Here is a 26,366-nt window from a genome sequence, read left to right as displayed (position 1 = left end):
ACGTCGTCGCCTTGCCCGCTCGTCCTACCGGCCTTTCCAGTCGGGCTTGCGCTTCTCGGCGAAGGCCTTGGGGCCCTCGACCGTGTCCTCGCTGCGCGTCATGGCGACGAAGGCCGGATAGTGGAGGTTGTGCATCGCCACCTCGAGGGCGGGCACGTCGAGGGAGCGCATGACGACCTGCTTGGTCGCGCGCACCGACATCGGCGAGCAGGCGAGGATATCGTCGGCCCAGCGGCGGGCGGCCTTCATCAGGTCGGCGTGCGGCACGACCTCGGTCACGAAGCCCAGGTCGAAGCCTTCCTTCGCCGGCACGTGGCGGCCGGTCAGCATCATGCCCATCGCCTTCTTGAGCGGGATCATGCGCGACAGGCGCTGCATGCCGCCGGCGCCGGCGGCCAGGCCGACCTTGGGCTCGGGCAGGGCGAAGGTCGCCTTGTCGGACGCCACGATGATGTCGCAGGCCAGCGCGATCTCGAAGCCGCCGCCCATGGCGACGCCGTTGACGGCGGCGATGACCGGCTTGTCGAGATCGTGGCGGTTGGTCAGCCCGCCGAAGCCCTTCAGGGGATGGACCGGTCGCTTGCCGGTCTTCGCCTGGGTCTCGGCGTGGTACTTGAGGTCGTTGCCGGCACAGAAGGCCTTGTCGCCGGCGCCGGTGATGATGGCGACCCAGAGGTCGGGGTTGGCATGGAATTCGTCGAAGGCTGCGACCAATTCCTCGTTCGCCATGGGATGGCAGGCATTATATACTTCGGGCCGGTTGATGGTGACGGTCATCAGGCGGCCGTCGATCTCGACCTTGCTGTACTGGCCCATGGCATTCCCTCCTATTTGGTGAATGCGGGTTTACCTCAACTGACGTCCATACAAAATGCCGCTTGTGCGGTGCCGATAGCCCCTCTCGGAACGTTGTGGATAAAAACCAAGAAGAAGCAACGCCATGAGTTTCATTTCAGGACTATATCGGCCCGCAGCGTCGGCGGCGGGCTTGCTCGTGCTGATCGCGGCAGCGGCGGCGGCAACGGCCCAAGCCGGGCAGCCGGCAGCCGGTCGTGCCCCGGCTCCGACACCGGCGGCCGCGCGCGAGGCGACCCCCGTTGAGCAGGTCAACAAGGCCTTGAATCCTGGCGCTTCCGATCCGGACGTGCCGTTGCCGCGCGCCGACCTGTCGACGGCGCGGGACACGACCGCGGCGGCCCTGCGGGCGCAGATCTACGGTCGCCAGGAGCAGGGCGGCGGCGTGTTCGGCTTGCGGGTGCCGATCCCGGCCGACCATAGCCGGTAGTTGCGCCACAAGATGTAGTCCTGGTGAACAAGGAACAGGCAACCCGGCACTGTTGCCTTCCCGCCACAGGCCGCCATCGAGTCGCCGTGGAACCGCCGCGTTCCTTGCACCCCACTACTTCTGGTGTATAGTCCGCCCCGGAGTTGGTAGTGCCCAGCCCCGCCAACGCTCGTCAGTTTCGAAATATCGAGGGGAAGAACTCATGAAGAAGGCATTGATGGCTGCTGCTGCGCTTGTTGCGCTGCCGGCCATTGCTCAGGCGCAGTCTCCGGCGCCGGGCGTCTACATTGGAGCGGAAGGCGGCCTGAACTGGCTGCTGAACTTCAATGCGAACACGAACGTTGCGGCGGCCCCCGTTGTCGGCGTTACGCCGGGTACGGGCTGGGCGGCTGGCGGCGTGATCGGCTACGACTTCGTCGGGCCGCGCGTCGAGCTGGAAGGCGTGTACCGCTGGAACCCGACGAACGTCGGCGTCCCGGGCACGGCGATCAACAACCAGATCGGCCAGCTGGGTATCATGGCGAACCTGCTGTACGACTTCATGCCGGCTTCTGTGATCACGCCGTACATCGGCGCGGGCGCCGGCATCGGCTTCGTTGACGGTTCGAGCTCGCTGAGCAGCACGGTGTTCGCCTACCAGGGCATCATCGGCCTGGGCTGGCTGGTCGACACGAACTTCCGCGTGAACCTGGACGGCCGCTACTACGGCACGTCGAACCCGTCGATCAACGGGCAGCAGTGGACGAACAACAACTTCAGCGTGATGCTGGGCCTTCAGCTGAAGTTCGGCGCGGCTCCGCCGCCGCCGCCGCCGCCGCCGCCGGCCGTTCAGGCGACGACGTTCATGGTGTTCTTCGACTGGGATCGGTCGAACCTGTCGCAGCAGGCGCTGGCGACGATCAAGCAGGCGGCTGACGCCTTCAAGACGAAGGGCAGCGCGCGGATCACGGCGACGGGCCACACCGACACGTCGGGCCCGGAAGCCTACAACATGGCGCTGTCGCTGCGCCGCGCCAACGCGGTCAAGGACGCCCTGGTGCGCAACGGCGTGCCGGCGCAGGCGATCTCGGTCATCGGCATGGGCGAGAAGGGCCTGCTGGTCCAGACCGCCGACGGTGTCCGCGAGCCGCAGAACCGCCGCGTCGAGATCGTCATCAACTAACGATCAGAAGCCTCGACTTCGGAAACGGCCGGGCCGAACGCCCGGCCGTTTCTTTTTGGGACTCTAACCAACGCCGGCCATGTTTGGGACATGCGCCGACGGGCCTCGCTTTTGGGTTGGCGCGGGCCTGACCGGTCTCTATATCCGGGCGCAGGAGAAGAAATATGTCGCAAGTGCTGATGCCCAAGGCGACCGCCGTCTGGCTGGTCGAGAACACCACGCTGACCTTCGACCAGATCTCGGCCTTCACCGGCCTGCATCCGCTCGAGGTCCAGGCGATCGCCGACGGCGAGGTGGCCGGGGGCATGACGGGGCTCGACCCGACGACCAACGGCCAGCTCACCAAGGAAGAGATCAAGCGGGTCGAGGGCGATGCCGGCGCCCGGCTGAAGCTCAGCCCGCGCGACGTTCCCATCCCGGTCGCCCGCTCCAAGGGCCCGCGCTACACGCCGGTCGCCAAGCGCCAGGATCGTCCCGACGCCATCGCCTGGCTGCTCAAGGTCCATCCCGAGCTGCAGGATTCGCAGGTGGCCAAGCTGGTCGGCTCGACCAAGAGCACGGTCCAGTCGGTGCGCGACCGCACGCACTGGAACATGCAGAATGTCCGGCCGCGCGATCCGGTGACGCTGGGCCTGTGCTCGCTCAAGGACCTGAACGACGCGGTCGACAAGGCGCGCCGCAAGGCCGCGCGCGAGGATGCCGCCAAGAAGAAGGCGGCCGCGAGCGGCGAGCCGGTGGCCGAGGAAGCAGCGGAGATCGTCACGGAGACGGTCGATCCCGGCGAGGCCGATCAGCCCGACTTCGGCGAACCGCGCAGCTGAGAATCTGACACTTCCGCCAACTTCGCACTCGCCATCGCGATTCGACCTCGGCAGACTGCGTACGGGGAGAAACGGCGCCGTCAGCGCGCCGACTCGTCTGCAGGAGGAGACGCGGGCATGATGCGATTGACCAGAACTCTCGCGAGCGCGAGCGCGGCATTTACAATTGCCTTGGCGGGGACTGCGCTGGCGCAGGGCAAGCCCGTGGAGTTTCGTTACACGACGGGAGCACCACCAAACACGCCGTGGGTGATGCAGCTCGATCGCTTCGTCAAAGATGTCGACGAACAGAGCAAGGGCACGATCAAGATCAACCCCTTCATCAATGCCCAGCTCGGCAACGAGCAGGACACGATGCAGCAGACGGCGCGTGGACGCATCGACATGGGCGGCTTCTCGGTCGCCGCGGCGGCGGCGCTGGTGCCCGAACTGTCGCTCACCAGCCTGCCGTTCTACTTCGACAGCACCGAACAGCAGGACTGCGTCTACGACCAGCTCATCCCCTACACCGCGAAGGCGCTGGCGCAGAAGGGCGTGGTGTTTCTCGGCTGGACCCATGTCGGCTCGGGCAACATCGTCGGCAAGAAGCCGTTCAAGGCGCCGACCGACGTCAAGGGCTTGAAGGCGCGATCTGCGCCGACCAAGACGGCAGCGGCGTTCTGGGTGGCACTCGGCGCCAATCCCACGCCGCTCGGCATCACCGAATGGGCATCCGCCCATCAGACCGGCCTGGTCGACGTGTCCGATGCGCCGGTCACCTATTACGTCCCATCCGGGCTCGGCAAGATCGCCCCGGTCTATACCCGCACCAATCACGTCGACGCGGGCGGCATCGTCGTGATGTCCAAGGCGGTCTACGACAAGCTCACCCCCGAACAGCGCAGCGCTCTGCAGGCAGCCGTCGCGAAGCGCTCGGCCGCTCAGCTTCGCGCCGAAATCCGCGGCTTCGAACAGAAGATCCTGGATCTTCACGTCAAGAATGGCGGGCAGATCGTTCCACTCACGCCGGCAGAGCGGGCGCAGTGGCAGAAGGCTCTCCAGCCGGCCTGGCCGGAGATCGTGAAGGCCGTAGGTGGCAACGCCGATGCCTTCTTCAAGCTGATGGAAGACGCCAAGAAGAAGTGCGGCGCCTGATCGGCGGGACGACGACAACCGCTTCCGAATGAACTGCCGGCGCGCTCCCTGCGCGCCGGAGTCGCGTCCTTCCCAACTCTCGACCCCATGACCCAACCGAGTGAAACCGGGGAGGATCCCCGTCCACAAGCGGCGCCGGCCTGGCTCCGCCAAGTCCTCGCCGTCTGGCATCGGATCGAGTGCTGGGTGGCCGTTGTCTGCTTCGCCTTCATCGCCCTGATCATGGTGATCGACGTCTTCGGCCGCGAAGTGCTGGGCCCGGTTCTCGCCGCGCTGGGCATCGACATCGGTCCCACCGGAATCTTTGCTGCCGGCCGCCTCGCCATGATCGCGCTGATCGTCGGCAGCTTCATGGGGGTGGGGATCGCCACGGCGACGGGCAGTCACCTCGTGCCGCGCGTGGCGCACGGTTGGGTGCCGGCCGAATGGGGGCCCGCGCTCGACCGCATCGCCGACGTGGTCACGGGTCTCTTCCTTCTCGGCTTCGTCTGGTTCGGCGTGGTCTTCGTGACCTCGACGGCGGAAACGGGGCTGCGCATGCCGGTGCTGGATTGGCCGGTCTGGCCGTTGCAGTCGGCGATCCCGCTCGGATTCCTGTCGGCGGCCCTGCGCAATTTCGTGTACGCGGCCTGGCCCGAGCTACGGCCGCGACCGCCGGAGTTCCAGGAATGAGCGGCGTCCTGCTTGCCGGACTCGTCGTCCTGCTGCTCGTGCTGCGCCAGCCGCTGGTCGTCATCCTGCTGGGCGTAGCGGCCTACATTCACATGGTCTGGGGCCGCGGCGAACTCGACTACATCGTCGAGGACATGTGGGTCGGCATCGACAAGGAGCTGATCCTGTCGATCCCGCTGTTCATCCTGTGCGGCAACGTCATGACGCGCGGTTCGATCGCCCAGCGGCTGGTCGCCATGTTGCAAGCCGTCACGCGGCCTCTCCCGGGCGGGCTCGCCGTAGCTTGCGTGCTGTCGTGCGCGGTTTTCGCTGCGATCTCGGGCTCGTCGATCGTCACCATGCTGGCCGTCGGCTCGGTGCTCCATCCGGCGATGCTCAAGGCAGGTTATGACAACAAGTTCACGCTGGGCGCCATCATGTCCGGCGGCACGCTCGGCATCATCATTCCGCCGTCGATCCCGATGATCATCTATGGGCTCGTCACCGAGACCTCGATCGTCGACCTGTTCCTCGCCGGCTTCGGCCCCGGCATCCTGCTCACCGTGATGCTCTCGGCTTATGCGGTGTGGATGAACCGTCACCGGCCGAGCGAGCGCTTCGACGTTCAGGAATTCAAGACGGCCTTCACCCGCGGCATCTGGGCGGCCCTGATGCCCGTCATCCTGCTGGGCGGCATCTACTCCGGCCTGTTCACGGCTACCGAGGCGGCCGCCGTGGCGCTCGCCTATGCCATGGTGATCGAGGTCTTCGTGCACAAGGAACTCAAGCTGGGCGACTTCTACAACGTCGTGCTCGACGCCTCGAAGCTCGGCGGCTCGCTGTTTCCCGTGCTGGCCGTCGCCCTCAGCCTCAACATCATCATGATCGAGCATCGCATCCCGCAGGGCATGGTCGCCTTCATGCAGGACTACATCGACAGTCCGTTGTTGTTCATCCTGCTGATCAACGTCCTGCTGCTGATCGTGGGCTGCCTGATGACGACTGGAGAGGCGATCCTGGTGCTCGCGCCGCTCCTGGCGCCCGTCGCGGTCGCCTACGGCTTCGACAAGGTGCTGTTCGGCGTCATCATGATCCTCAACCTGGAGATCGGCTACCTGACGCCGCCTGTCGGCCTCAACCTCATCGTTGCGATGAGCGCCTTCAAGCAGAAGTTCGGCCTGCTCTGCCGCGCCGCATTGCCCTTCATCCTGCTGATGCTGGGGGGGCTTGGGCTGCTGTTGTGGCAACCCTGGATCGCCATGTATCTCGTGACCGGAAAGTTCTGAGCCTCACACGGTCAGCATGACCTTGCCGACATGGTCGGCGCGCTCGAGCTCGGCATGGGCGCCGGCGGCGTCGGCGAGCGGGAAGGTCTTGTAGATGATGGGCTTGATCGTGCCGGCGGCGAGCAGCGGCCAGACCTTGTCCTCGAGGCCCTGCGCCATGCGCGCCTTGCTTGCGATGCTCTGGGGCCGCAGCGTCGAGCCGGTGAGCGTCAGGCGCTTCATCATGAGGATGCCGGCGCTGACCGTGGCCGTGGCGCCGCCCTGGATCGCGATGACGACGCAGCGGCCGTCCTCCTTCAGGAGACCGAGGTTCTTCGGCAGGTAGTCGCCGGCCACCATGTCGAGGACGACATCGACGCCGCCGGACAGCTTCTTGGCCTCGACCGCCCAGTCATTGTCCTTGTAGAGAATGGCATGATCGGCGCCGAGCGCCCGCACGGCCTTCGCCTTCTCCCCGGTGCGCACGGTGGTGAGGACCGTGGCGCCGAAGGCCTTGGCGAGCTGGATCGCCGTCGTGCCGATGCCGCTGGCACCGCCGTGGATCAGCACGGTCTCGCCGGCGGCGAGGCGGCCGCGCTCGAAGAGGTTGTGCCAGACCGTGAAGTAGTTCTCGGGCAGCGCGGCGGCGCGCAGCATGTCGTATCCGGCGGGAAGAGGCAGGCACTGCGGCGCGGGCACCGTGCAGTACTCGGCGTAGGAGCCGCCCGGCGTCAGCGCGCACACCGGGTCGCCGACCTTCCAGCGCGCGACGTTCGCGCCCAGCGCCGCGACCGTGCCGGCGGCCTCGAGGCCCGGCAGGTCCGAGGCGCCCGGCGGCGGCGGATAGAGGCCGGCGCGCTGCGCGATGTCGGGACGATTGACGCCGGTCGCCGCGACCTTGATCAGCACCTCGCCGTCCTTCGGCTGCGGCAGCGGCCGCGTCGCCGGAACCAGCGCCTCGGGCCCGCCGGGCTTCTTGATCTCGACGCAGCTCATCGTCGCGGGCAGGGCGCTCATGGTCGGCCTTTCGGAGCGGTGGGAGCAATGGTAGGTCTCCCTTAGACTCTTCCGTGGAGCCGCGCCATGGCCTTCGACCTCGACGATCTCGACCCGCGCCAGAAGAAGGCGCAGCCCAGGAATCTCGATTCGATGAACATCGAGGACCTTCGCGAGTACGCCGCCGTGCTCAAGGCCGAGCTGGCGCGCGTCGAGGACAAGGTCAAGTCGAAGCAGAGCCACGCCGTGGCGGCCGCCTCCCTCTTCAAGAAGTGACATCGTGGTCGAAGCCAAGTTCCTGAAGCCGGATACGCTCGCCCTGCACGCGGGCCAGCATCCCGATCCCGTCACCGGCGCGCGCGCCGTGCCGATCTACCAGTCGACCTCCTTCGTGTTCCGCGACGTCGACCATGCCGCGAGCCTGTTCAACCTCGAAGTCGGCGGCCACATCTACAGCCGCATCTCCAACCCGACCGTCGCGGTGTTCGAGGAGCGGGTGGCGGCGCTGGAGGAAGGATCGGGCGCCGTCGCCGTCTCGAGCGGGCAGGCGGCGCTGCACATCGCCATCGCCACGCTGATGGATGCGGGCGGCCACATCGTCGCCTCGACCTCGCTCTACGGCGGCACGCGCAACATGCTGGCGCTCACGATGCCGCGCTTCGGCATCACCACGACCTTCGTGAACCCGCGCGACCATGACGGGTTCGCGAAGGCCATCCGGCCGGAGACGCGGCTGGTGCTGGGCGAGACGGTGGGCAATCCCGGCGGCGAGGTGCTCGACATCCCGGCGGTCGCCGAGATCGCACATCGCGCGAAGATCCCGCTGATGATCGACAACACCTTCGCCTCGCCGGTCCTCTGCCGGCCGCTGACGCTCGGCGCCGACATCGTGTTCCATTCGGCGACCAAGTTCATCGGCGGCCATGGCGTGGCGATCGGCGGCGTGATCGTCGAATCCGGCCGCTTCGACTGGGAGGGATCGGGCAAGTTCCCGACCCTCACCGAGCCCTATGCCGGCTATCACGGCATCGACTTCGCCGAGGAGTTCGGTCCGCACGCCTTTGTCATGCGCGCCCGCAGCGAGGGCGTGCGCGACTTCGGCTGCTGCATGGCGCCGCAGACCGCCTTCTACCTGCTGCAGGGGCTGGAGACGCTGCCGCTGCGCATGGCGCGGCATGTCGAGAATGCCCGCAAGGTGATCGCGTTCCTGAAGGCGAGCCCCGTGGTCGAACGCATCGCCTCGCCGGAACTGCCGGAGCATCCCGACCACGCGCTGGCCGCGAAGCTGCTGCCGCGGGGGACCGGCTCGATCTTCAGCTTCGATATCAAGGGCGGGCGCGAGGCCGGCCGGCGCTTCATCGAACGGCTGCGCCTGTTCTCGCACCTCGCCAATGTCGGCGACGCCAAGTCGCTGGTCATCCATCCCGCGTCCACGACGCACGCCCAGCTCGATGCGGCGGCGCTCGCCGAGGCCGGCATCGGCGAGGGCATGATCCGGCTGTCGGTGGGGCTCGAGGATCCGGACGACCTGCTCGACGATCTCGGCCAGGCGCTGCGCGCCGCGGCGAAGGGCTGATCCATGAAGCTCACCGTGGATGGAAGCAGCGTCTTTGCGACGACCGGCGGCAGCGAGTTCGACCCGGCGAAGCCCGCCGTGATCTTCCTCCATGGCGCCGGCTTCGACCGCACCGCGTGGCGCCTGCAGACGCGCTGGTTCGCCCATCATGGGCGGAGCGTCCTGGCGGTCGACTTTCCCGGCCATGGCCGGTCGGACGGTCCGGCGCTCGGCAGCATCGCCGCCATGGCCGACTGGACGGCGGCCCTGATCGACGCGGCGGGCCTCGCGCAGGCGGCCCTGGTCGGCCATTCGATGGGCGCGCTGGTGGCGATCGACACCGCCGCCCGTTACCCCGGCAAGGTGAGGGGGCTCGGCCTCTGCGGCGTCGCCGCCGAGATGCCGGTGCATCCCGAGATGCTGCAATCGGCCGAGGCCAACACGCCGAAGGTGCGCGAGCTGATGACCTTCTGGGGCATGGGCAGCGCGATCCACAAGGGCGGGATGGTCTCGCCCGGCCTGTGGCTGCGGCGCGAATCGCTGGCCGTGCTGGCCGGCAACGCGCCGGGCGTGATCCACGCCGACCTCGCCGCCTGCAACGCCTACAAGGACGCGCTGGCGCGCGCCGCGGCCATCAAGTGCCCGACCGTGCTGGTGCTGGGTGACGGCGACCTGATGACGCCAGCCGCCAAGGCGAAGCCGCTGGCGGCCGCGATCGCCGGCGCCCGAACGGTGGTCATTCCCGACTGTGGGCACTTCATGATCGTCGAGCGGCCGGACGAGACGCTGGACGCGCTGAAGGCCTGTGCCTGAGCGCGTCGCCCTCGTCACCGGCTCGACCTCCGGCATCGGCGCCGCGACCGCCCGGCGCCTGGCGCGCGACGGCTACAGGGTGGCGCTGCACGGCCGGCGATCGGCCGAGACGGGACGGCGCATGGCATCGGAACTGCCGGGCGCGACCTACCACCAGGCCGATCTCGCCAACGAGGCGGCGGCGCGCGGGCTGATCGCCGACGTGCTGGCCGCGCAGGGGCGCCTCGACGTGCTGGTGAACAATGCCGGCGAATCGATCCGCATCCCCCACGCCGACCTGCGGGCGGCCACGCCGGAGATCTGGCGGCGCATGGTCGACGTCAACCTGATCGCGCCGTTCATCCTGGTCACCGAGGCCGAGGCCGCCCTGCGCGCCGCCGCCGCCGATGGGCGGCCGACCTGCATCGTCAACATCGGCACCCATGCCGCGGCGCGGCCCAAGGGGGCGTCGATCCCCTATGCCGCGGCCAAGGCCGGGCTCCATCATGTCACGCGCCTCCTGGCGCTGTCGCTCGGTCCGGCCATCCGGGTCAACGGCGTGGCGCCGGGCCTCGTCGAGACGCCGATGGGCGCCGGCTGGCCGGAGGCGACCGAGCTCTGGAACACGCGGTCGCCGATGCGCCGGCCGGCACGGCCCGAGGACATCGCCGATCTGGTGGCCGCGCTGGTCGCGAGCGACTACGTTACCGGAGAGATCGTCATCGCCGACGGGGGACTCAACCTTACCTAGCCCCCCTAGCCAGACACGGAGGAAACAATGAACGTCCAGACCCTGCCGCCCGGTTACAAGGTCGCCCCGTGGACGCCGCCCGAGAAGATTGACGGCAAGATGCTGGCCGAGGCCTCGGCCCGGCTCATCGACCTGCTGCGCATCCGCACCCAGCCGATCGGCATGCGGCTGTTCGAGAATCCGGCGGACATGGAGAAGATCCAGGGCCTGCGCAAGCCGACCGACGGCTTCAAGTTCACCATGTGCCAGATGGTGACGCAGTCGCGCTGGTACGGCTTCACCCTCGGCATCACCGTCGACAACACCCGCGGCGGCAACTGCGGCGGCGTGGTCGGTCTCAACCATCCCGGCGAGGGCTTCCTGTCGGGCGATCACATGAACGGCGTCTGGTTCGGCAACAAGGAAGCCTCGGCCGCCCATCAGGCGCAGATGCCGCGCGTGCCCGACGGCACGTACAACGGTCTGGTCGTCTCGCCGCTGCGCTCGGCGCGACTCGACCCGCCGGACATCTGCCTGTTCTACGGCACGCCGGGGCAGATGATCTATTTCATCAACGGACTGCAGTTCCATCGCTACCGCCGCTACGACTTCACCGTCACCGGCGAGAGCGCCTGCGCCGATTCGTGGGGGCGGGCGCTCGCCACCCGCCAGACCTCGCTGTCGCTGCCCTGCTATGCCGAGCGGCGCTACGGCGGCGTCGCCGACGACGAGCTCCTGATGGCCTGCCCGCCGGACGAGTTCCTGCGCGCCGTCGAGGGCATGGCACAGCTCGGCAAGAACGGCCTGCGCTATCCGTTCCCGCCCTACGGCGCGGCGATGGACCCGGCCTTCGGCATGGCCAAGAGCTACGGCTGACATGCTCTATGTCGTCGCCTTGCCGCTGCTGGCGGAGGCCGACGACGCGGCGCTGCGGCGCCTGAGGGCGCAGTACCACCCGCGCGAGGCCGGCCTGATCGGCCCGCATTTCACCCTGGTGTTCGGCGTGCCGGCGACGGAGGAGAAGCGGCTTCGGGCGGCGCTGGCCGCGCTCGGCGGCCGTCCCTTCTGGTTCGTGCTCGAACGGCTCGTCCGTCACGACATGGCACCGCCGTCGCGCGCCGCCTATCTCTTCGCCGTGCCGGCCGACGGCGCCGCCGAGCTCTCGGCGCTGTACGACGCCTTAAGCCCCGGCCCGGGTGCCGAGCCGTTCGAGCCTCATGTCACGCTCGGCCTGTTCGATCGCGCCGCCGACGCCGAGCAGGTGGCACGCATCGTCGAGCGTCAGCATCTGCCGATGCACGGCCGGATCGAGGAGATCGCGCTGCTGCGGCGGGACGGCGACCGTCTGGAGACAATCGAGCGGCGTCGGCTCGGCGGCTGATGAGGCTCATGGCTGGGGGCGCGCCACTCCGTGGCGCGTCCTTGTCTCGATGCCCATAAGCGCGACGGAGTGGCGCGCGCCCAGCAAGAGGACGTTGAATCTCAAGTCATCGCGCCATGGGCCTCGCGCTATCGCCACAGCGGCGGCAGCGGCGGCAGGCGGACGCTGCCGGCGTGCTGGGCGATGCCGAAGCGGGCGAGCAGCTCCCGGAACTCGCGCAGCTCGCGCGACGCCGCGAGCGTCGGCGCGGCCGACTGCATCCCGGTCAGCCGCAGCACGGCGTCGACGATCTTCTGCAGATTGTCGGTCTCGGGCGGGAAGGGCCGGATCTCGACGGCACGGTTCTCCGCAATGCCGGCCTTGGCCTTGGCGATGTTGAGCGCGAGCTGGAGCCCGCCCAGCTCGTCGACCAGGCCGTTCCTCCGGGCATCGGCGCCGGAGAAGACGCGACCGCGGGCGACCGCGTCGACGCGGGTCGGCGGCAGCTTTCGGAACTCGGCCACCTGGCGGGTGAACTCGGCATAGACGTGATCGAGTTCGCGGGCGACCGCCGCCCGCTGCTCGGCGGTGGGCGGCTGGAACATCGAGTACATCCCGGCATTGGCTCCGACCGACAGCCGCTCGACATTGACGCCGAGCGAGGCGAGCAGCTTGTCGGCCACGGGCCACAGGCCGAAGACGCCGATCGAGGCGGTGATGGTCGTGGGCTCGGCGACGATCACGTCGCCCCGCAGGGCCGCCAGGTAGCCTCCGGAGGCGGCGACGTCGCCCATGGAGACGATCACCGGCTTGCCGGCCGACCGCGCGCGGCCGACGGCATCGGCGATGGCGTCGGCCGCGGGGTAGGTGCCGCCGGGGGAATCGATGCGCAGGAGGATGGCCTTCACCTCCTTGGCGGCGGCGGCCTGCTCCAGCGCCTCGACGATGTCGTCGGCGCCGGCCGTCGCCTCTTCCGAGAACGGGCTGCCCCGGCCGCCGCCGGAGACGATCGCGCCGCTCACGCGCACCATCGCCACGACGTCGCCCTGGGGCCGGGGCCGCTCGCCGTCGGCGGCATAATCGGCCAGGGTGACCAGCTCGCGCGTGTTGCCGGCCCGCGTCCAGGCGTCGTCGAGGGCATCGGCCCGATAGCCGACGCGGTCGATGAGCTTTTCCTCGCGCGCCTTTTCCGGCGTGAAGGGAACGGTGTCGATGAGCTGTCGCAGCCGCCCCGCCTCGATGTGCCGCTCCCGCGAGACATCGTCGATGAACTGGCCGTAGAGGCTGTCGAGCAGGCGCTGCAGGTTCTCGCGGGCGGGCGGCGGGTAGCCGGTCTCGGTGAAGGAGTCGGGCGCGCTCTTGTATTCGTAGCGCTTGCCGCCCTCGACGCGGATGCCCAGCCGGTCGAGCCCTTCCTTCAGGAAGGGCGTCTCGATGGCGAGCCCGGCCACGGCGAAGCTGCCGCTCGGCTGCAGCCAGATCTGCTCCAGCGCGGAGGCAAGATAATAGTCGGAGAGGTGCGCGCCATCGCCGCCCAGAGATTCCGCGAAGCCGATGGCGAACTTGCCCTTGCCGCGGAAGTGGGCGATCGCCTGGCGCAACTCCTGGACGCGCCCGAGGCCCGCCGTTTCGTCGCCGATGTCGACGAACAGGCCGACCACCCGGGGATCGTCGGCCGCCTGCCACAGGAGCTGGATCGTGTCGACGATGGTGCGCGGCTGGGCGAACAGGCCGCCGCGCAGCAGGTCGCCGCCGCCGGATTCGGGAGGCACGTCGCGCAGATCGACCGACAGGACCATGGCCTGGGGAAGGGACCTGGCCGAGAAGGGACTGGTGGCGATCAGCACGGCCAGGCCTACGACCGCGAGCAGGCAGAGGGCGCCTACCGTCGCGAGGAGGCCAACGATATATCGCCTCATGGCGAAGCTCCGTTCAGCTCTTCAGAGGGGAGCCAGATTCGGCCGGAAGGTCCTGATGGCGTCAAGCAGCGCGGCGGCCCCGGTGTCGAGCCCGTTGTCGCGGATCAGCACGGACGAGGGCTGCCCGCGCACGGGGCGCAGATTGTCATCCAGGCTCCACATGACCAGCCTGAGGTTGGCCGCCGAGAAGGCCTGATCGGTCAGGGTGACCTCGAGCGCGGGACGCAAGGCGAGGCGGCGCAGGCGCACGACGACGATGTCGTCCCAGGTGAGCCGGCGGTCGCGTCCGAAGCCGATCCAGATTCCGTCCCCGTCGACCGCGATCTGGGGCCGCCGGCTGAAGACCCGGCTGAGGCCGAGAAAGACGTAGTACAGGAGCGCCAGCGCCAGCAGGATCAGGAGCACGAAGCGCGGGTTGGCCAGCGATGGCGCCGGTGCACCGGCTGGATCGTCGAGCACGTGGCCGATCCCGACGCCGATCATGGCCAGCGACACGATCGCCATGCTGCCATTGTGCAGCAGGCTCCATCGCGCCTCGGTCGGCGTGCCCGCCATCAGGACCGGCTCAGCCGCACTGTGCCCGATGGCGCAGAAGGTGATCCGCCAGCACGACGGCCATCATCGCCTCGGCCACCGGCGTGGCACGGATTCCGACACAGGGGTCGTGGCGGCCCTTCGTGCGCAGCTCCACGTCGTTGCCGAGACGGTCGACGCTCCGCACGGGCGACAGGATCGAGCTGGTGGGCTTCACGGCCAGGCGGCAGACGATGTCCTGGCCGGTCGAGATGCCGCCCAGGATTCCGCCCGCATGGTTGCTGAGGAAGGCGACCGCGCCGTCCCGCATGCGCATCTCGTCGGCGTTCTCCTCGCCGCTCATCGCCGCGGTGGCGAAGCCGTCGCCGATCTCGACGCCCTTGACGGCGTTGATGCTCATCAGCGCCTTCGCGAGATCGGCATCGAGCTTGTCGTAGACCGGGTCGCCCAGCCCGACGGGAATGCCGGAGGCGACGACTTCGATCACCGCCCCGACGGAGCTGCCGCGCTTGCGGATCTCGTCGAGATAGCCTTCCCAACCCTGCGCGGCCTGCCGGTCCGGGCACCAGAAGGGATTGTCGGCAGTCGCGGACCAGTCCCAGCGGGCACGGTCGATCTTCTGGCTGCCGAGCTGGACGACGGCGCCGCGGATGGTCGCGCCGGTGCCCAGGATCAGGCGCGCGATGGCGCCGGCCGCGACGCGCACCGCCGTCTCGCGCGCCGACTGCCGGCCGCCGCCGCGATAGTCGCGCACGCCGTACTTCTTGAAATACGTGTAGTCGGCATGCGAGGGCCGGAACCGGTCCTTGATCTCGGAATAGTCGCGCGAGCGCTGGTCGACGTTGTCGATATGGAGCGCGATCGGCGTGCCGGTCGTGACCCCCTCGAACACGCCGGACAGGATCCGCACCGTGTCCGGTTCCTGGCGCTGGGTGACGAAGCGCGACTGGCCGGGCCGGCGCTTGTCCAGCCAGCCCTGGATGTCGGCCTCGCTGAGCGGGATTCGCGGCGGCGCGCCGTCGACGACGCAGCCGATGGCCGGGCCGTGGCTCTCGCCCCAGCTGGTGAACCGGAAGAGGGTGCCGAAGCTGCTGCCGGCCATGCCCGCCGGCCTCCGTCCTACTCGCCCTCGAAATTGCCGAGCAGCTCGGCGATCTGCTTGGCCGACGAGGTCTTGATCATGCCGACGACATGGTAGCCGCCGTCGACATGCATCACCTCGCCGGTCATGCCGGTGCCGAGGTCGGACAAAAGGTAGAGGGCGGAATTGCCCACCTCTTCCTGGGTGATGTTGCGCTTGAGGGGCGAGTTCAGCTCGTTCCACTTCAGGATGTAGCGGCCATCGTTGATGCCGGCGAAGGCCAGCGTCTTGATCGGGCCGGCGGAGATGGCGTTGACGCGGATCTTCTGCTCGCCGAGGTCGGCGGCGAGATAGCGCACGCTCGCCTCGAGCGCCGCCTTGGCGACGCCCATCACGTTGTAGTGGGGGATCACGCGCTCGGCGCCGTAGTAGGTCAGCGTGAGCAGGCTGCCGCCGTTCTTCATCAGCGGCACGGCTCGCTGGGCGACCGCGGTCAGGGAATAGCAGCTCACGTTCATCGTGAGCTGGAAGTTCTCCGGCGTGGTGTCGAGGTAGCGGCCGCGCAGCTCGTCCTTGTTCGAGAAGGCGATGGCGTGGACCACGAAGTCGAGGCCGCCCCACTGCTTGTCGATCTCCGCGAAGGTCGCGTCGATGCTGGCCGCGTTGGTCACGTCGCAGGGGAGGATGATCTTGGCGCCGATCGAGCCGGCCAGCGGCCGCACGCGCCTTTCCAGCGCCTCGCCCTGGAAGGTGAAGGCCACCTCCGCACCGTGGTCGTGGCAGGCCTTGGCGATGCCCCAGGCGATCGAGCGTTCGTTGGCAACGCCCATGACGAGGCCCTTCTTACCGGCCATCAGCTGTGCAGGTGCGGTCATGGCATGGTTCTAGCGGGGGACGGGTATTGGGACAAGATGCCGGTGGTCTGGCCGCCCACAGCCCCTCATATTGTGGTCATGATCCGCGAAAAGTCCGATCCGCTGGCGCTGTTCCGGGAATGGTACGACGAGGCGGCCAAGTCCGAACCGAACGACCCCTCGGCCATGAGCCTGGCCACGGTCGGGCCGGACGGCATGCCGGCGGTCCGGATGGTCCTGCTCAAGGATTTCGACGCCGCGGGCTTCGTCTTCTACACCAACTACCAGAGCCGCAAGGGCGAGCACCTGCTGGCCCATCCCAAGGCCGCGCTGCTGTTCCACTGGAAGTCGCTGCGCCGCCAGGTGCGGCTCGAGGGGCCGGTCGTCCAGGTCTCGGCGGAAGAGGCCGACGCCTACTTCGCCACCCGTGCGCGCGGCAGCCAGATCGGTGCCTGGGCCTCCGACCAGTCTCGGCCGCTGGAGAGCCGGTTCGCGCTGGAGAAGCGCGTGGCGGAGGTCACCGCCCGGCATGTCGTCGGCAAGGTGCCGCGGCCGCCGCACTGGTCGGGATTTCGGCTGGAGCCCCTGTTGATCGAGTTCTGGCAGGACGGAGCCTTCCGCCTCCACGACCGGCTGGAATACCGGCGCACCGTCCCGGCCGAGCCGTGGACGACCCGGACGCTGTACCCCTGAAGGCCACGATGGCGCTCGACCCTCAGCGCCTGATGCGGCTGGCCACCCTCGCCTCGATGGGGGTCGCCCTGGTCCTGATCGCCGCCAAATCGACGGCCTGGCTGCTGACCGATTCGGTGAGCATGCTTTCGTCCCTGGTCGATTCGGGACTCGATTTCGTAGCCTCCCTGGTCACCTTCGTCGCCGTCCGCCAGGCGCTCGTGCCGGCCGACGCCGATCACCGGTTCGGCCACGGCAAGGCCGAGGCGCTGGCCGGCCTCGCACAGGCCGGCTTCATCGCCGCCTCGGGCGCCGGCCTGCTGCTCACCGTGGGCGACCGGCTGGTCCATCCGCACGCGGTCGAGCGCGAGATGCTGGGCCTCGCCGTCAGCGCGCTGGCCCTCGTGCTGACCGGCGGGCTCGTTCTTTTCCAGCGCCATGTCGTGCGCCGCTCCGGCTCGATCGCCGTCGGCGCGGACCGGGCGCACTATGCGACCGACCTGGTCAGCAACATCGCCGTCGGCATCGCCATCTTCCTCAGCGGCACCTTCAAGCTGCCGCTGATCGATGCCGGCGTGGCCGCGCTGGTGGCCCTCTACCTCATGCACGGCGCCTGGCAGGTCGGCCGCGAATCGCTCGACGTGCTGATGGACCGCGAACTGCCGGACGGCGACCGGCGGCGCATCCTCGACATCGTGCGGCATCACCCCGAGGTCCGCGACGCGCACGACCTGCGCACCCGCTCGAGCGGCCTCACCAAGTTCGTCCAGCTCCATGTCGGGCTCGACCCCGGCCTGCCGCTCGTCCGGGCGCACGAGATCGGCCGGCAGGTCCAGGCGGACATCGAAGCCGCGTTCCCCGGCGCCGAGGTCATCCTGCACGTCGATCCGCACGGCCTCGCCGCGCCGCGGGTGGCGACCGCCTGACCCATGAGCCAGCGACCTTCCTTCGTCGTGGCGGACCAGTCCGCCACCATCGCCTTCCTGGAGAAGCAGCTGCGGCCCGACCGCCGCATCGATACCCACGGCGCCGTCGTCTTCCTGACGGCCGACCGCGCCTACAAGATGAAGCGCGCCGTGCGCTTCCCCTACATGGACTTCTCGACGGCCGACCGCCGCGGCGAGATGTGCGCGGCCGAGATCGACATCAACCGGCGGCTGGCGCCCGAGATCTATCTCGGGGTGGCGGCCGTGAAGCCCGCGGCCGATGGCGGCCTGGTCCTCGGCGAGGTGGGCGAGCGGCCGGCCGACGCGATCGACTGGCTGGTCGTCATGCGCCGCTTCGACGAGGACGGGCTGCTCGACCGCATGGCCGAGCGCGGCGCCCTCACGACCGAACTGATGGCCAGCCTGGGCGCGCGCATCGCAGGTTTCCACGACGGGCTGGACGCCATCCGCGACGGCTTCTGCCGGCCCGACGACTACCGCCACTCCGTCGCCGCCGATGTCCGCCAGATGGTCGAGCAGGGCGAGCGGCTCGATCCGGAGACCAGCCGGACCCTGGCGGAGGCGATGCCGGGGGCGCTGGAGCCGCACATGGACCTCGTCGCCCGCCGCGTCGAGGCCGGGGCCATCCGGCGCTGCCACGGCGACCTCCACCTGCGCAACATCGTGGCCATCGACGGCCGACCGGTCCCGTTCGATGCCATCGAGTTTTCCGAGCGCATTGCCAACATCGACGTCCTCTACGATCTCGCCTTCACGCTGATGGATCTGTGCGAGCGCGATCTCCGGCCGCTCGCCAATCGCCTGCTGAACGAATGGCTGTGGCGGATCGGCGAGCTGCAGGATGCGCCGCACGAGGCGGCGCTGGCGCTGCTGCCGATGTTCCTGGCCCGGCGCGCCTCGATCCGGGCCTTCGTCGATGCGCAGGCCGCGGCGGTGGGCGGCGGCGACACGAGCCGGGCCCGCACCTACCAGAAGGTGGCCCTGTCGTTCCTGCAGCCCGCGCCGCCCCGCCTGTTGGCGGTCGGCGGCCTGTCGGGCAGCGGCAAGACCACGATGGCGCTGAAAATCGCCCCCGGCATCGGTCGCAACCCGGGGGCTGTCGTCGTGCGCAGCGACGTCGAGCGCAAGCGCCGCGCGGGGGTCGCCCTCGAGGAGCGCATGCCGGCGGGCAGCTATACGCCGGCGGCCTCGGCCCAGGTCTACGATGCATTGCTCGCGCGCGCCGAGCGCGTCCTGCGCGCGGGCCACAGCGTCGTCCTCGACGCCGTGTTCGCGCGGGCGGAGGAGCGGTTGGCCGCCGAGGCGCTGGCCCGCAGGGTCGGCGTGCCGTTCGAGGGGATCTGGCTCGACGTGCCGAAGGAGGTCGCCCAGTCCCGCGTCGCCGGACGCAAAGCCGATGCGTCCGACGCCACGCCCGCCGTCGTCGAGCGGCAGTTCGACTACGATCTCGGGACCATCGACTGGCAGCGGCGACAGACTTGACATCCGAGAATAAGTGAGCAATCACTCACTTATGCTTGAGGTCCCGCTGATCGACGTGCGGCCGGGCGGTCCGGCCGCTCACGCCGAGCGCCGCTGCAACGAGGCGCGGGCGTTGCGAGCCGCCTGCCTGGGCTGGCTGCCGCTGGGAGGCGCTCTGGCGAGACTGGCCGACCCGGTGGCGCGCTGGTGGCTCCGCCGCTCGGGCTCGCCCTTCATCGCCGACGTCGCGGCGATCGCCGACACCGTTCGCCGGCCGGGTGTCTGGCTCCTCCACGCCGCCTATGCCGTCGGCTGCACGTCCATGGCGGACGAGGGCGCGGACGGGCCGGTCCTTCGCCGCACCCTCGACTGGCCGTTCCCCGGCCTCGGCCGGCTCGTCGAGGTCGCCCGGCAGAGCGGGCCGGCCGGTGACTTCCTCAACGTGACATGGCCGGGCTTCGCCGGAGTCCTGACAGCGACGGCACCGGGCCGCTTCGCCGCCGCCATCAACCAGGCGCCGATGCGCCGGCGCACCCGTGCCGGCTGGCTCCTGTGGCTGGACTACGCGCTCAATGCCCTGGACGCCCTGAGGCATCGCGGCCGGCCGCCGCCGGAGCACGTGCTCAGACTGGCCTTCGAGACCTGCGCAACCTTCGACGAGGCGTGCCGGTTCCTGTCGGCGGCGCCGGTCGCCCGGCCCGTGCTGTTCCTCCTGACCGGCTGCGCGCCGGGCGAGCGCGTCGTGATCGAGCGCGACGGCCGGGACGTTCGCCTCTATCGCGACGGCACGGTGATCGCCAATGCGTGGCGCGACGAGGCTCCGGGCTGGCGTCCGCGGGTCTGCGGTGAGGGCACGCCGGACGAGAACAATCGTCGGCGCGTGGCCGGCCTCTCGGCATGGGCCGGCAGGCCGGCTCCCGGTCTCGCCTGGGCGGTGCCGCCGGTCGTGAACGCCTGCACGCGGCTGGCCGTCGAGGCCTGCGCGGCGAGCGGCCGGCTGGTGGTCGCCGGATGGGAGGCCGATGGCCGCGTGACGGCGGTCACCGCCTTCTGATCAGGCCCGCTTCTTGGTCGCCGCCGAGCGCGGCAGGTGGCGGGCGAGATACTGGCCGGTGTAGCTCTCGGCGACCTTGACGATCTCCTCGGGCGGACCCTCGGCGACCAGCCGGCCGCCGCCCGAGCCGCCGTCGGGGCCGAGGTCGAGGATCCAGTCGGCGGTCTTGATGACCTCGAGATTGTGCTCGATCACCAGCACCGTGTTGCCGCCCTCGACCAGCCGGTGCAGCACCTCGAGCAGCTTGCGCACGTCCTCGAAGTGCAGGCCGGTGGTCGGCTCGTCGAGGATGTAGAGGGTGCGGCCGGTGGCGCGGCGCGACAGTTCCTTGGCGAGCTTGACGCGCTGCGCCTCGCCGCCCGACAGGGTCGTCGCCTGCTGGCCGATATGGATGTAGCCCAGCCCGACCTGCTGCAGGGTCAGGAGCTTGTCGCGGATCACCGGCACGGCCTTGAAGAACTCGACGCCCTCGTCGACGGTCATCTCCAGCACGTCGGCGATCGACTTGCCGCGGAACTGGATCTCGAGCGTCTCGCGGTTGTAGCGCTTGCCCTTGCAGACGTCGCACTGGACGTAGACGTCGGGCAGGAAGTGCATCTCGATCTTGATGACGCCGTCGCCCTGGCAGGCCTCGCAGCGCCCGCCCTTGACGTTGAACGAGAAGCGGCCCGGCTTGTAGCCGCGCTCGGTCGATTCGGGGAGCTGGGCGAACCAGTCGCGGATCGGCGAGAAGGCGCCGGTGTAGGTGGCGGGATTGGAGCGCGGCGTGCGGCCGATCGGCGACTGGTCGATGTCGACGATCTTGTCGAGATGGGAGACGCCGTCCAGGCCGGCATGGGCGCCGGCATGCTCGCGTGCATTGTTCAGCCGCCTGGCGAGCGCCTTGTACAGGGTCTCGACGATCAGCGTGCTCTTGCCGCTGCCCGACACGCCGGTGACGCAGGTGAAGGTGCCGAGCGGGATGCTGGCCGTGACGTTCTGCAGGTTGTTTTCGCGCGCGCCCTTCAGCGTGAGCCAGCGGCCGCCGTTCTTGGCGCCGGGAGGTCCGGCGGGTTCGCGGCGGGTCTTCGGCACGGGAACCTGGCGGAAGCCCGACAGGTACTGGCCGGTGAGGCTGGCCGTGTTGCGCATGACCTCCTCGGGCGTTCCCTCGGCGATCACCTTGCCGCCATGGGCGCCGGCGCCCGGTCCCATGTCGACCAGGTGATCGGCGGCGCGGATCGCGTCCTCGTCGTGCTCGACCACCAGCACCGTGTTGCCGAGGTCGCGCAGCCGCGTCAGGGTCTTCAGCAGCCGGTCGTTGTCGCGCTGGTGCAGGCCGATCGACGGCTCGTCCAGCACGTAGAGCACGCCGGTCAGTCCCGACCCGATCTGCGAGGCGAGGCGAATGCGCTGGCTCTCGCCGCCCGACAGGGTGCCGGACGTGCGGTTGAGCGTCAGGTAGCTGAGGCCGACATTGTCGAGGAAGCCCAGCCGTTCGTTGATCTCCTTCAGGATGCGGGCGGCGATCTCGCGCTGCTTGGCCGTCAGCTTTCCGTCGAGCTCGAGGAACCACTTCACCGCCTCGCCGATCGAGAACTCGGTGGTCTGGCTGACGTTGAGGCCGGCGATCTTGACGGCCAGCGCCTCGGGTTTGAGGCGGGCGCCGCCGCAGGCCTCGCACTTGCTCTCGTGCTGGAAGCGCTCGAGCTCCTCGCGCACCCACGACGAGTCGGTCTCCTTCCAGCGCCGGTCGAGGTTGGGGATGACGCCCTCGAACGGCTTGGTCGTCTGGTACTGGCGGATGCCGTCGTCGTAGCGCATGGCGACCGATTCGCCGCCGCTGCCGAACAGGATGGCGTCGCGCGCCTTCTTGGGCAGCTCGCGCCACGGCGTCGACATCTTCACCTTGAAGTGGCGGGCGAGGCTTTCCAGCGTCTGCATGTAGTACTGGCCCGACGAATCGGCCCATGGCGCGACGGCGCCCTCGGCCAGCGACAAGCGGTCGTCGGGCACCACCATCTCGGGATCGAAGAACATCTTCACGCCCAGCCCGTCGCAGGCCGGGCAGGCGCCCTGCGGCGCGTTGAACGAGAAGAGGCGCGGCTCGATCTCCTCGATGGTGAATCCCGAGACCGGGCAGGCGAAGCGGGCGGAGAAGACGGTGCGCTCGCCCGTGTCGGCATTCTCGGCCACCGCGAGACCCTCGGCGAGGCCGAGGGCGGTCTCCAGCGAATCGGCGAGCCGGTTGCCGAGGTCGGGCCGAACGACGATGCGGTCGACCACGACGTCGATGTCGTGCTTGTACTTCTTGTCGAGCGCCGGGGCCTCGGCGATCTCGTGAAGCTTGCCGTCGATCTTGACGCGCTGGAACCCCTTCCTGAGGAGCTCCTGCAGCTCCTTGCGGTACTCGCCCTTGCGGCCGCGCACGATGGGCGCCAGCAGGTAGAGGCGCGTGCCTTCCGGCATCGCCTTCACGCGGTCGACCATCTGCGACACGGTCTGGCTCTCGATCGGCAGGCCGGTCGCCGGCGAGTAGGGGACGCCGACGCGGGCGAACAGCAGGCGCAGATAGTCGTAGATCTCGGTGACGGTGCCGACCGTCGAGCGCGGGTTGCGCGAGGTCGTCTTCTGCTCGATCGAGATGGCCGGCGACAGGCCCTCGATCGAATCGACGTCGGGCTTCTGCATCAGCTCGAGGAACTGGCGGGCATAGGCCGACAGGCTCTCGACGTAGCGGCGCTGGCCCTCGGCATAGATCGTGTCGAAGGCGAGCGACGACTTGCCCGAGCCGGACAGGCCGGTGATCACGACCAGCCGGTCGCGCGGCAGGTCGAGATCGACGTTCTTGAGGTTGTGTTCGCGCGCTCCGCGGACGGAGATGAAGCGGTGCGGTTCGGCAACGGGTAAGCGGGACTTGGCCATCGGTCCGGGAAGAATAGGGGATGCGGGGGACCCCCGCATATGGCGATTAACCCCCAGCCATGCCAGTCCCTGTCATCAGGCGGCAGCTGCCTGCAATGCCTGCATCCGGGCGGTCGGACGGTCGTTCATCAGCAACTGCATCGTGCCCGCGACCAGGCCCACGAACACGCCGATCTTCCAGGCGAGGTCGTAGGATCCTGTCAGATCAAACAGATAGCCGCCGCCCCAGGCGCCGAGGAAGGACCCGGCCTGGTGGCTGAGGAAGGCGATCCCGGTGAGGGTCGAGAGGTAGCGCAGGCCGAAGATCTGGACGACCAGGCCGTTGACGAGGGGAATGACCCCCAGCCACAGCACGCCCATCACCGCGCCCAGCAGGACGACGGACACCGGCGTGGGCGGGAACAGGAAGAAGAGGGCGAGCGCCAGCGACCGGACGAGGTAGATGCCGCCCAGCAGCAGGCGCTTGGGGTACTTGTCGCCCAGCCAGCCGAACAGCCACGAGCTCAGCACGTTGAAGCCGCCGACCAGCATGAGGACGAGCGCGCTGTAGGACGGGTCCATGCCGCACTGGGCGAGATAGGTCGGCAGGTGGGTGGTCAGGAACACGAGCTGAAGGCCGCACACGAAGAAGGCCACCGACATGACGACGTAGCCGGGATGACGGCGCGCCTCGTGCAGGGCGCCGGCCAGCGACAGGTCGCGCTCGTTCTTCACGCCGTTGGGCAGGCGGTCGGCGCGGCTGCCCAGCCAGGCGGCGGGGAGCATGGCGACGGCCAGCACGGCGAAGGCCCACAGGCCGGCCCGCCACCCCTCGGAACCCAGCAGATAGGCCGCGATCGGTGCGGTGACCATGGTGCCGATCGAGCCCGCGGCCGAGACGATCCCGAAGGCCAGCGTTCGCCGGCTGGGCTGCACGACGCGCGCGGCGATGTTGGCCGTGATGCCCGAGGTCGTGCAGGCCAGCGCCATGCCGATCAGCAGGCCCGCACCCAGCACGATCGGCAGGGTGCCCTGCGCCGTCGCCGTGAGAATCACGCCCGCGATGTAGAGGAGGGCGCCGACCAGGGCCACGCCGCGCGTGCCGTGGCGGTCGGCGAGGATGCCGGCGAAGGGCTGGCTCACGCCCCAGGCGACCTGCTGGACCGAGATGGCGAGGGCGAAGTCGGAGATGGCGATGCCCAGCTCGCGCGAGGCCGGCGCCTGGAACAGGCCGAGGTTCTGCCGAATGCCCATCGCGATGGTCATCATGAGGGCGGCGCCGCCCAGCATGGTCAGCGCCTGCGCGCGCGAGACCTGGGCGACGTGGAAGGACGGGCTCATGGCCGGGAAGATAGGGGAGGAATTCCCGGCCGAACCAATGAATTGTCGGAGGGCTGGCATGAGCGGCCCTCGGGCGGCGGGGACACAACCCTAATTCGGTGGCTGCCCACAGGCGGCCGGGTCTAGGTTGCCGGCCGTGAGGTAGGCGCCGCAATCCGCGGCGCCGGGAAAGCGAAGGAGGCCCCGATGGCGGGCAGCGTGAACAAGGTCATCCTGGTCGGCAATCTCGGCCGCGACCCCGAAGTGAGGTCCATGCAGGACGGCCGTTCCATGGTGAACATGTCGGTGGCCACGTCGGACACGTGGCGCGATCGCCAGAGCGGCGAGCGCAAGGAGCGCACCGAGTGGCACCGCGTGGTGATCTTCAACGAGAAGCTGGCCGAGGTGGCCCAGAAGTACATCCGCAAGGGATCGAAGGTCTATGTCGAGGGCCAGCTCGCCACCCGCAAGTGGACCGACCAGAGCGGCCAGGAGCGCTACACGACGGAGGTCGTGATCCCGCGCTTCGGCGGCGCGCTCACCATGCTCGACGGTCGCGGCGATGGCGGTGGCGGTGGCGGTGGCGGTGGCGGCGGTGGCCCGGATGACGATTTCGGCGGCGGCTCGATGTCGGGCGGCGGCGGCGGTGGCGGTGGCAGCCGTCCCGCGTCGCGCGGCGGCAAGGCCGAGCTCGACGACGACATTCCGTTCTAGGACGCAACATCGGGCGCCCCTCCGTCGCGGATCCTGCGGCGGTCGGGGGCCTGTTGCCCGGCCCGGAGCCGATGGCGACCGGCCGGTCGTTTTCGGGCTGCGCTGTCGGCGGGTGGGGAACAGCCGATAGCGGGGGGATCAATTCATGCGACGGATTGCGGTCGAAGAGGCCTTCATCACGGCCGACATCCTGGCGGGCTGGAAGAAGGTCCTGGCCAGCAGCGATGTCGAGCCCGGCTTTGCCAAGCTGGGCGGCAGCCTGCTCGCTCCGTCCGCCGCGGGCCGGCAGTTGATGGACGATCTTCTCGACATCGGGGCCGGCCGCATCGCCCACATGGACAAGGTCGGCATCGACGTCGAGGTCCTGTCGCTGACCTCGCCCGGGGTGCAGATCTTCGAGACGGACATGGCGACCCGGCTTGCCGCGGAGTCCAACGACGCGCTGGCGGCAGCGATCGAGGCCCATCCGACGCGGCTGGCCGGGCTGGCCGCGATCGCGCCGCAGGATCCGGCGGCCGCGGCGCGCGAGATCGAGCGCGGCAAGAAGCTCGGCCTCTGCGGCGTCATCATCAACTCCCACACGAGGAGCGAGTATCTCGACCTGCCGAAGTTCCGGCCCATCCTCGAGGCGGCCGAGGCGCTCGACATGCCGATCTACCTGCATCCGCGCGAGCCGGGCCCGTCGATGGTGACGCCCTATCTCGACTACGGCCTCTACTTCGCGACCTGGGGCTTCTCGGCCGAGACCGGCCTGCATGCCATGCGACTGATCATGTCGGGCGCGTTCGACCGCCACCCCCGCCTGCGCATCGTGCTGGGCCACATGGGCGAGGGCATCCCCTACTGGCTGAAGCGCATCGACAACCGCTTCGCCATGCAGGTGCGGATCGGGGCCTGCCAGGAACTGCCCAAGCGGCCGAGCGAATATTTCCTGCAGAACTTCTACATCACCACCGCGGGCGTGACGGACATGGCCGTCCTGAAGCTCGGGCTCGACGAGCTGGGCGTCGACCGCATCATGTTCGCCGCCGACTTTCCCTACGAGGACGATTCCGAGGCCGTGTCCTTCATGGACGGCGCCACCGTCAGCGACGATCAACGCCGCAGCATCTACGAGACCAACGCCCTGCGGATCTTCAAGCTGAAGGTCTGAGTCGATGCTTCGTCTTCGGCGGC

At 69.2% G+C, this 26,366-nt stretch carries 26 protein-coding genes; 18 read left to right on the top strand and 8 right to left on the bottom strand.

All coding sequences use genetic code 11. The features are described 5' to 3' along the window. Positions 1-24: 24 nt before the first annotated feature. Complete coding sequence (locus ACO073_RS21270; protein WP_422000071.1) at positions 25-816, bottom strand: enoyl-CoA hydratase-related protein; 792 nt, start codon at positions 814-816, stop codon at positions 25-27. A 124-nt stretch (positions 817-940) separates the two neighbouring features. On the opposite strand from ACO073_RS21270, the gene ACO073_RS21265 reads away from it, so the two are divergent. From ACO073_RS21265 to ACO073_RS21240, 6 genes are all read left to right on the top strand, one after another. Then, positions 941-1,285: a hypothetical protein gene (locus ACO073_RS21265; protein WP_422000070.1), complete on the top strand. Its 345-nt coding sequence runs from the start codon at positions 941-943 to the stop codon at positions 1,283-1,285. Between the two features lie 202 nt (positions 1,286-1,487). Then, a complete protein-coding gene (locus ACO073_RS21260) occupies positions 1,488-2,447 on the top strand; it encodes an OmpA family protein (RefSeq protein WP_422000068.1) in 960 nt (319 codons plus the stop codon). Between the two features lie 164 nt (positions 2,448-2,611). Further along, on the top strand, positions 2,612-3,268 hold the full coding sequence (locus tag ACO073_RS21255; protein WP_422000066.1) for a DUF1013 domain-containing protein: 657 nt from the start codon (positions 2,612-2,614) through the stop codon (positions 3,266-3,268). A 171-nt stretch (positions 3,269-3,439) separates the two neighbouring features. Further along, positions 3,440-4,402 (top strand): TRAP transporter substrate-binding protein, encoded by a 963-nt coding sequence (locus ACO073_RS21250; RefSeq protein ID WP_422000064.1) that lies wholly within the window; start codon positions 3,440-3,442, stop codon positions 4,400-4,402. Positions 4,403-4,588: 186 nt separating this feature from the next. Continuing rightward, the gene (locus ACO073_RS21245; protein ID WP_422000062.1) at positions 4,589-5,074 is read left to right on the top strand and encodes a TRAP transporter small permease; all 486 of its coding nucleotides are present in this window, start codon (positions 4,589-4,591) and stop codon (positions 5,072-5,074) included. Then, positions 5,071-6,339, top strand: coding sequence for a TRAP transporter large permease (locus ACO073_RS21240; RefSeq protein WP_422000060.1), 1,269 nt, complete (start codon positions 5,071-5,073; stop codon positions 6,337-6,339). The genes ACO073_RS21245 and ACO073_RS21240 overlap by 4 nt, the downstream gene beginning before the upstream one ends. A gap of 3 nt (positions 6,340-6,342) precedes the next feature. On the opposite strand, the gene ACO073_RS21235 is transcribed toward ACO073_RS21240, so the two are convergent. Further along, the gene (locus tag ACO073_RS21235; protein WP_422000058.1) at positions 6,343-7,335 is read right to left on the bottom strand and encodes an NAD(P)H-quinone oxidoreductase; all 993 of its coding nucleotides are present in this window, start codon (positions 7,333-7,335) and stop codon (positions 6,343-6,345) included. A 66-nt stretch (positions 7,336-7,401) separates the two neighbouring features. Between ACO073_RS21235 and ACO073_RS21230 the strand changes: the two genes are divergently transcribed. The 6 genes from ACO073_RS21230 to ACO073_RS21205 are packed head-to-tail and all read left to right on the top strand — an operon-like array spanning position 7,402 to position 11,772. Continuing rightward, positions 7,402-7,590, top strand: coding sequence for a DUF1192 domain-containing protein (locus ACO073_RS21230; RefSeq protein ID WP_422000057.1), 189 nt, complete (start codon positions 7,402-7,404; stop codon positions 7,588-7,590). A 4-nt stretch (positions 7,591-7,594) separates the two neighbouring features. Continuing rightward, on the top strand, positions 7,595-8,890 hold the full coding sequence (locus ACO073_RS21225; protein WP_422000055.1) for an O-acetylhomoserine aminocarboxypropyltransferase: 1,296 nt from the start codon (positions 7,595-7,597) through the stop codon (positions 8,888-8,890). 3 nt (positions 8,891-8,893) lie between these two features. Then, on the top strand, positions 8,894-9,682 hold the full coding sequence (locus ACO073_RS21220; protein WP_422000053.1) for an alpha/beta fold hydrolase: 789 nt from the start codon (positions 8,894-8,896) through the stop codon (positions 9,680-9,682). Next, a complete protein-coding gene (locus ACO073_RS21215; RefSeq protein WP_422000051.1) occupies positions 9,675-10,412 on the top strand; it encodes an SDR family NAD(P)-dependent oxidoreductase in 738 nt (245 codons plus the stop codon). Before ACO073_RS21220 ends, ACO073_RS21215 begins: the two co-directional genes overlap by 8 nt. Before the next feature lie 27 nt (positions 10,413-10,439). Next, complete coding sequence (locus tag ACO073_RS21210; protein WP_422000049.1) at positions 10,440-11,267, top strand: DUF169 domain-containing protein; 828 nt, start codon at positions 10,440-10,442, stop codon at positions 11,265-11,267. Position 11,268: 1 nt separating this feature from the next. Further along, on the top strand, positions 11,269-11,772 hold the full coding sequence (locus ACO073_RS21205; RefSeq protein ID WP_422000048.1) for a 2'-5' RNA ligase family protein: 504 nt from the start codon (positions 11,269-11,271) through the stop codon (positions 11,770-11,772). A 128-nt stretch (positions 11,773-11,900) separates the two neighbouring features. Here the strand turns inward: ACO073_RS21205 and sppA are convergent, their stop codons facing one another. Genes sppA through fabI form a run of 4 tightly spaced genes read right to left on the bottom strand, consistent with a single transcriptional unit; the run spans position 11,901 to position 16,160 of the window. Beyond that, on the bottom strand, positions 11,901-13,670 hold the full coding sequence (gene sppA / locus ACO073_RS21200; RefSeq protein ID WP_422000046.1) for a signal peptide peptidase SppA: 1,770 nt from the start codon (positions 13,668-13,670) through the stop codon (positions 11,901-11,903). 21 nt (positions 13,671-13,691) lie between these two features. Continuing rightward, complete coding sequence (locus ACO073_RS21195; RefSeq protein WP_422000044.1) at positions 13,692-14,225, bottom strand: hypothetical protein; 534 nt, start codon at positions 14,223-14,225, stop codon at positions 13,692-13,694. Positions 14,226-14,235: 10 nt separating this feature from the next. Beyond that, on the bottom strand, positions 14,236-15,306 hold the full coding sequence (aroC, locus tag ACO073_RS21190) for a chorismate synthase (RefSeq protein WP_422000043.1): 1,071 nt from the start codon (positions 15,304-15,306) through the stop codon (positions 14,236-14,238). A gap of 17 nt (positions 15,307-15,323) precedes the next feature. Then, complete coding sequence (gene fabI / locus ACO073_RS21185; RefSeq protein ID WP_422000042.1) at positions 15,324-16,160, bottom strand: enoyl-ACP reductase FabI; 837 nt, start codon at positions 16,158-16,160, stop codon at positions 15,324-15,326. 78 nt (positions 16,161-16,238) lie between these two features. Between fabI and pdxH the strand changes: the two genes are divergently transcribed. The 4 genes from pdxH to ACO073_RS21165 are packed head-to-tail and all read left to right on the top strand — an operon-like array spanning position 16,239 to position 20,273. Further along, positions 16,239-16,832 (top strand): pyridoxamine 5'-phosphate oxidase, encoded by a 594-nt coding sequence (gene pdxH / locus ACO073_RS21180; protein WP_422000040.1) that lies wholly within the window; start codon positions 16,239-16,241, stop codon positions 16,830-16,832. 8 nt (positions 16,833-16,840) lie between these two features. Next, on the top strand, positions 16,841-17,737 hold the full coding sequence (locus tag ACO073_RS21175; protein ID WP_422000038.1) for a cation diffusion facilitator family transporter: 897 nt from the start codon (positions 16,841-16,843) through the stop codon (positions 17,735-17,737). Between the two features lie 3 nt (positions 17,738-17,740). Further along, a complete protein-coding gene (locus tag ACO073_RS21170; RefSeq protein ID WP_422000036.1) occupies positions 17,741-19,240 on the top strand; it encodes an AAA family ATPase in 1,500 nt (499 codons plus the stop codon). Positions 19,241-19,271: 31 nt separating this feature from the next. After that, a complete protein-coding gene (locus ACO073_RS21165) occupies positions 19,272-20,273 on the top strand; it encodes a hypothetical protein (RefSeq protein ID WP_422000034.1) in 1,002 nt (333 codons plus the stop codon). Here ACO073_RS21165 and uvrA read toward each other — a convergent pair whose 3' ends face one another. Both uvrA and ACO073_RS21155 read right to left on the bottom strand, forming a co-directional pair. Continuing rightward, complete coding sequence (gene uvrA / locus ACO073_RS21160) at positions 20,274-23,177, bottom strand: excinuclease ABC subunit UvrA (RefSeq protein ID WP_422000032.1); 2,904 nt, start codon at positions 23,175-23,177, stop codon at positions 20,274-20,276. It abuts the gene before it with no gap. Positions 23,178-23,252: 75 nt separating this feature from the next. Beyond that, positions 23,253-24,497, bottom strand: a complete 1,245-nt coding sequence (locus tag ACO073_RS21155) for an MFS transporter (RefSeq protein WP_422000030.1) — start codon at positions 24,495-24,497, stop codon at positions 23,253-23,255. A 186-nt stretch (positions 24,498-24,683) separates the two neighbouring features. Between ACO073_RS21155 and ssb the strand changes: the two genes are divergently transcribed. Further along, entirely contained in the window at positions 24,684-25,190 is a 507-nt protein-coding gene (ssb, locus tag ACO073_RS21150) for a single-stranded DNA-binding protein (RefSeq protein ID WP_422000028.1), read from the top strand. A 145-nt stretch (positions 25,191-25,335) separates the two neighbouring features. After that, positions 25,336-26,343: an amidohydrolase family protein gene (locus ACO073_RS21145; RefSeq protein WP_422000026.1), complete on the top strand. Its 1,008-nt coding sequence runs from the start codon at positions 25,336-25,338 to the stop codon at positions 26,341-26,343. Positions 26,344-26,366: the final 23 nt, after the last annotated feature.

It is taken from the genome of Reyranella sp., from assembly GCF_965229815.1.
Classification (GTDB): Bacteria; Pseudomonadota; Alphaproteobacteria; order Reyranellales; family Reyranellaceae; genus Reyranella.
The sequence above is the reverse complement of the archived record's forward strand: the minus strand, read 5'-3'. Positions and strand labels throughout refer to the sequence as shown.

What these genes read in the sequence shown, in the direction of transcription:
- ACO073_RS21270 (WP_422000071.1), bottom strand. Translation starts at nt 816, where the DNA reads ATGGGCCAGTACAGCAAGGTCGAGATCGACGGCCGCCTGATGACCGTC.
- ACO073_RS21265 (WP_422000070.1), top strand. Translation starts at nt 941, where the DNA reads ATGAGTTTCATTTCAGGACTATATCGGCCCGCAGCGTCGGCGGCGGGC.
- ACO073_RS21260 (WP_422000068.1), top strand. Translation starts at nt 1,488, where the DNA reads ATGAAGAAGGCATTGATGGCTGCTGCTGCGCTTGTTGCGCTGCCGGCC.
- ACO073_RS21255 (WP_422000066.1), top strand. Translation starts at nt 2,612, where the DNA reads ATGTCGCAAGTGCTGATGCCCAAGGCGACCGCCGTCTGGCTGGTCGAG.
- ACO073_RS21240 (WP_422000060.1), top strand. Translation starts at nt 5,071, where the DNA reads ATGAGCGGCGTCCTGCTTGCCGGACTCGTCGTCCTGCTGCTCGTGCTG.
- ACO073_RS21235 (WP_422000058.1), bottom strand. Translation starts at nt 7,335, where the DNA reads ATGAGCGCCCTGCCCGCGACGATGAGCTGCGTCGAGATCAAGAAGCCC.
- ACO073_RS21230 (WP_422000057.1), top strand. Translation starts at nt 7,402, where the DNA reads ATGGCCTTCGACCTCGACGATCTCGACCCGCGCCAGAAGAAGGCGCAG.
- ACO073_RS21220 (WP_422000053.1), top strand. Translation starts at nt 8,894, where the DNA reads ATGAAGCTCACCGTGGATGGAAGCAGCGTCTTTGCGACGACCGGCGGC.
- ACO073_RS21210 (WP_422000049.1), top strand. Translation starts at nt 10,440, where the DNA reads ATGAACGTCCAGACCCTGCCGCCCGGTTACAAGGTCGCCCCGTGGACG.
- ACO073_RS21205 (WP_422000048.1), top strand. Translation starts at nt 11,269, where the DNA reads ATGCTCTATGTCGTCGCCTTGCCGCTGCTGGCGGAGGCCGACGACGCG.
- sppA (WP_422000046.1), bottom strand. Translation starts at nt 13,670, where the DNA reads ATGAGGCGATATATCGTTGGCCTCCTCGCGACGGTAGGCGCCCTCTGC.
- ACO073_RS21195 (WP_422000044.1), bottom strand. Translation starts at nt 14,225, where the DNA reads ATGGCGGGCACGCCGACCGAGGCGCGATGGAGCCTGCTGCACAATGGC.
- aroC (WP_422000043.1), bottom strand. Translation starts at nt 15,306, where the DNA reads ATGGCCGGCAGCAGCTTCGGCACCCTCTTCCGGTTCACCAGCTGGGGC.
- fabI (WP_422000042.1), bottom strand. Translation starts at nt 16,160, where the DNA reads ATGACCGCACCTGCACAGCTGATGGCCGGTAAGAAGGGCCTCGTCATG.
- pdxH (WP_422000040.1), top strand. Translation starts at nt 16,239, where the DNA reads ATGATCCGCGAAAAGTCCGATCCGCTGGCGCTGTTCCGGGAATGGTAC.
- ACO073_RS21175 (WP_422000038.1), top strand. Translation starts at nt 16,841, where the DNA reads ATGGCGCTCGACCCTCAGCGCCTGATGCGGCTGGCCACCCTCGCCTCG.
- ACO073_RS21170 (WP_422000036.1), top strand. Translation starts at nt 17,741, where the DNA reads ATGAGCCAGCGACCTTCCTTCGTCGTGGCGGACCAGTCCGCCACCATC.
- ACO073_RS21165 (WP_422000034.1), top strand. Translation starts at nt 19,272, where the DNA reads ATGCTTGAGGTCCCGCTGATCGACGTGCGGCCGGGCGGTCCGGCCGCT.
- uvrA (WP_422000032.1), bottom strand. Translation starts at nt 23,177, where the DNA reads ATGGCCAAGTCCCGCTTACCCGTTGCCGAACCGCACCGCTTCATCTCC.
- ACO073_RS21155 (WP_422000030.1), bottom strand. Translation starts at nt 24,497, where the DNA reads ATGAGCCCGTCCTTCCACGTCGCCCAGGTCTCGCGCGCGCAGGCGCTG.
- ssb (WP_422000028.1), top strand. Translation starts at nt 24,684, where the DNA reads ATGGCGGGCAGCGTGAACAAGGTCATCCTGGTCGGCAATCTCGGCCGC.
- ACO073_RS21145 (WP_422000026.1), top strand. Translation starts at nt 25,336, where the DNA reads ATGCGACGGATTGCGGTCGAAGAGGCCTTCATCACGGCCGACATCCTG.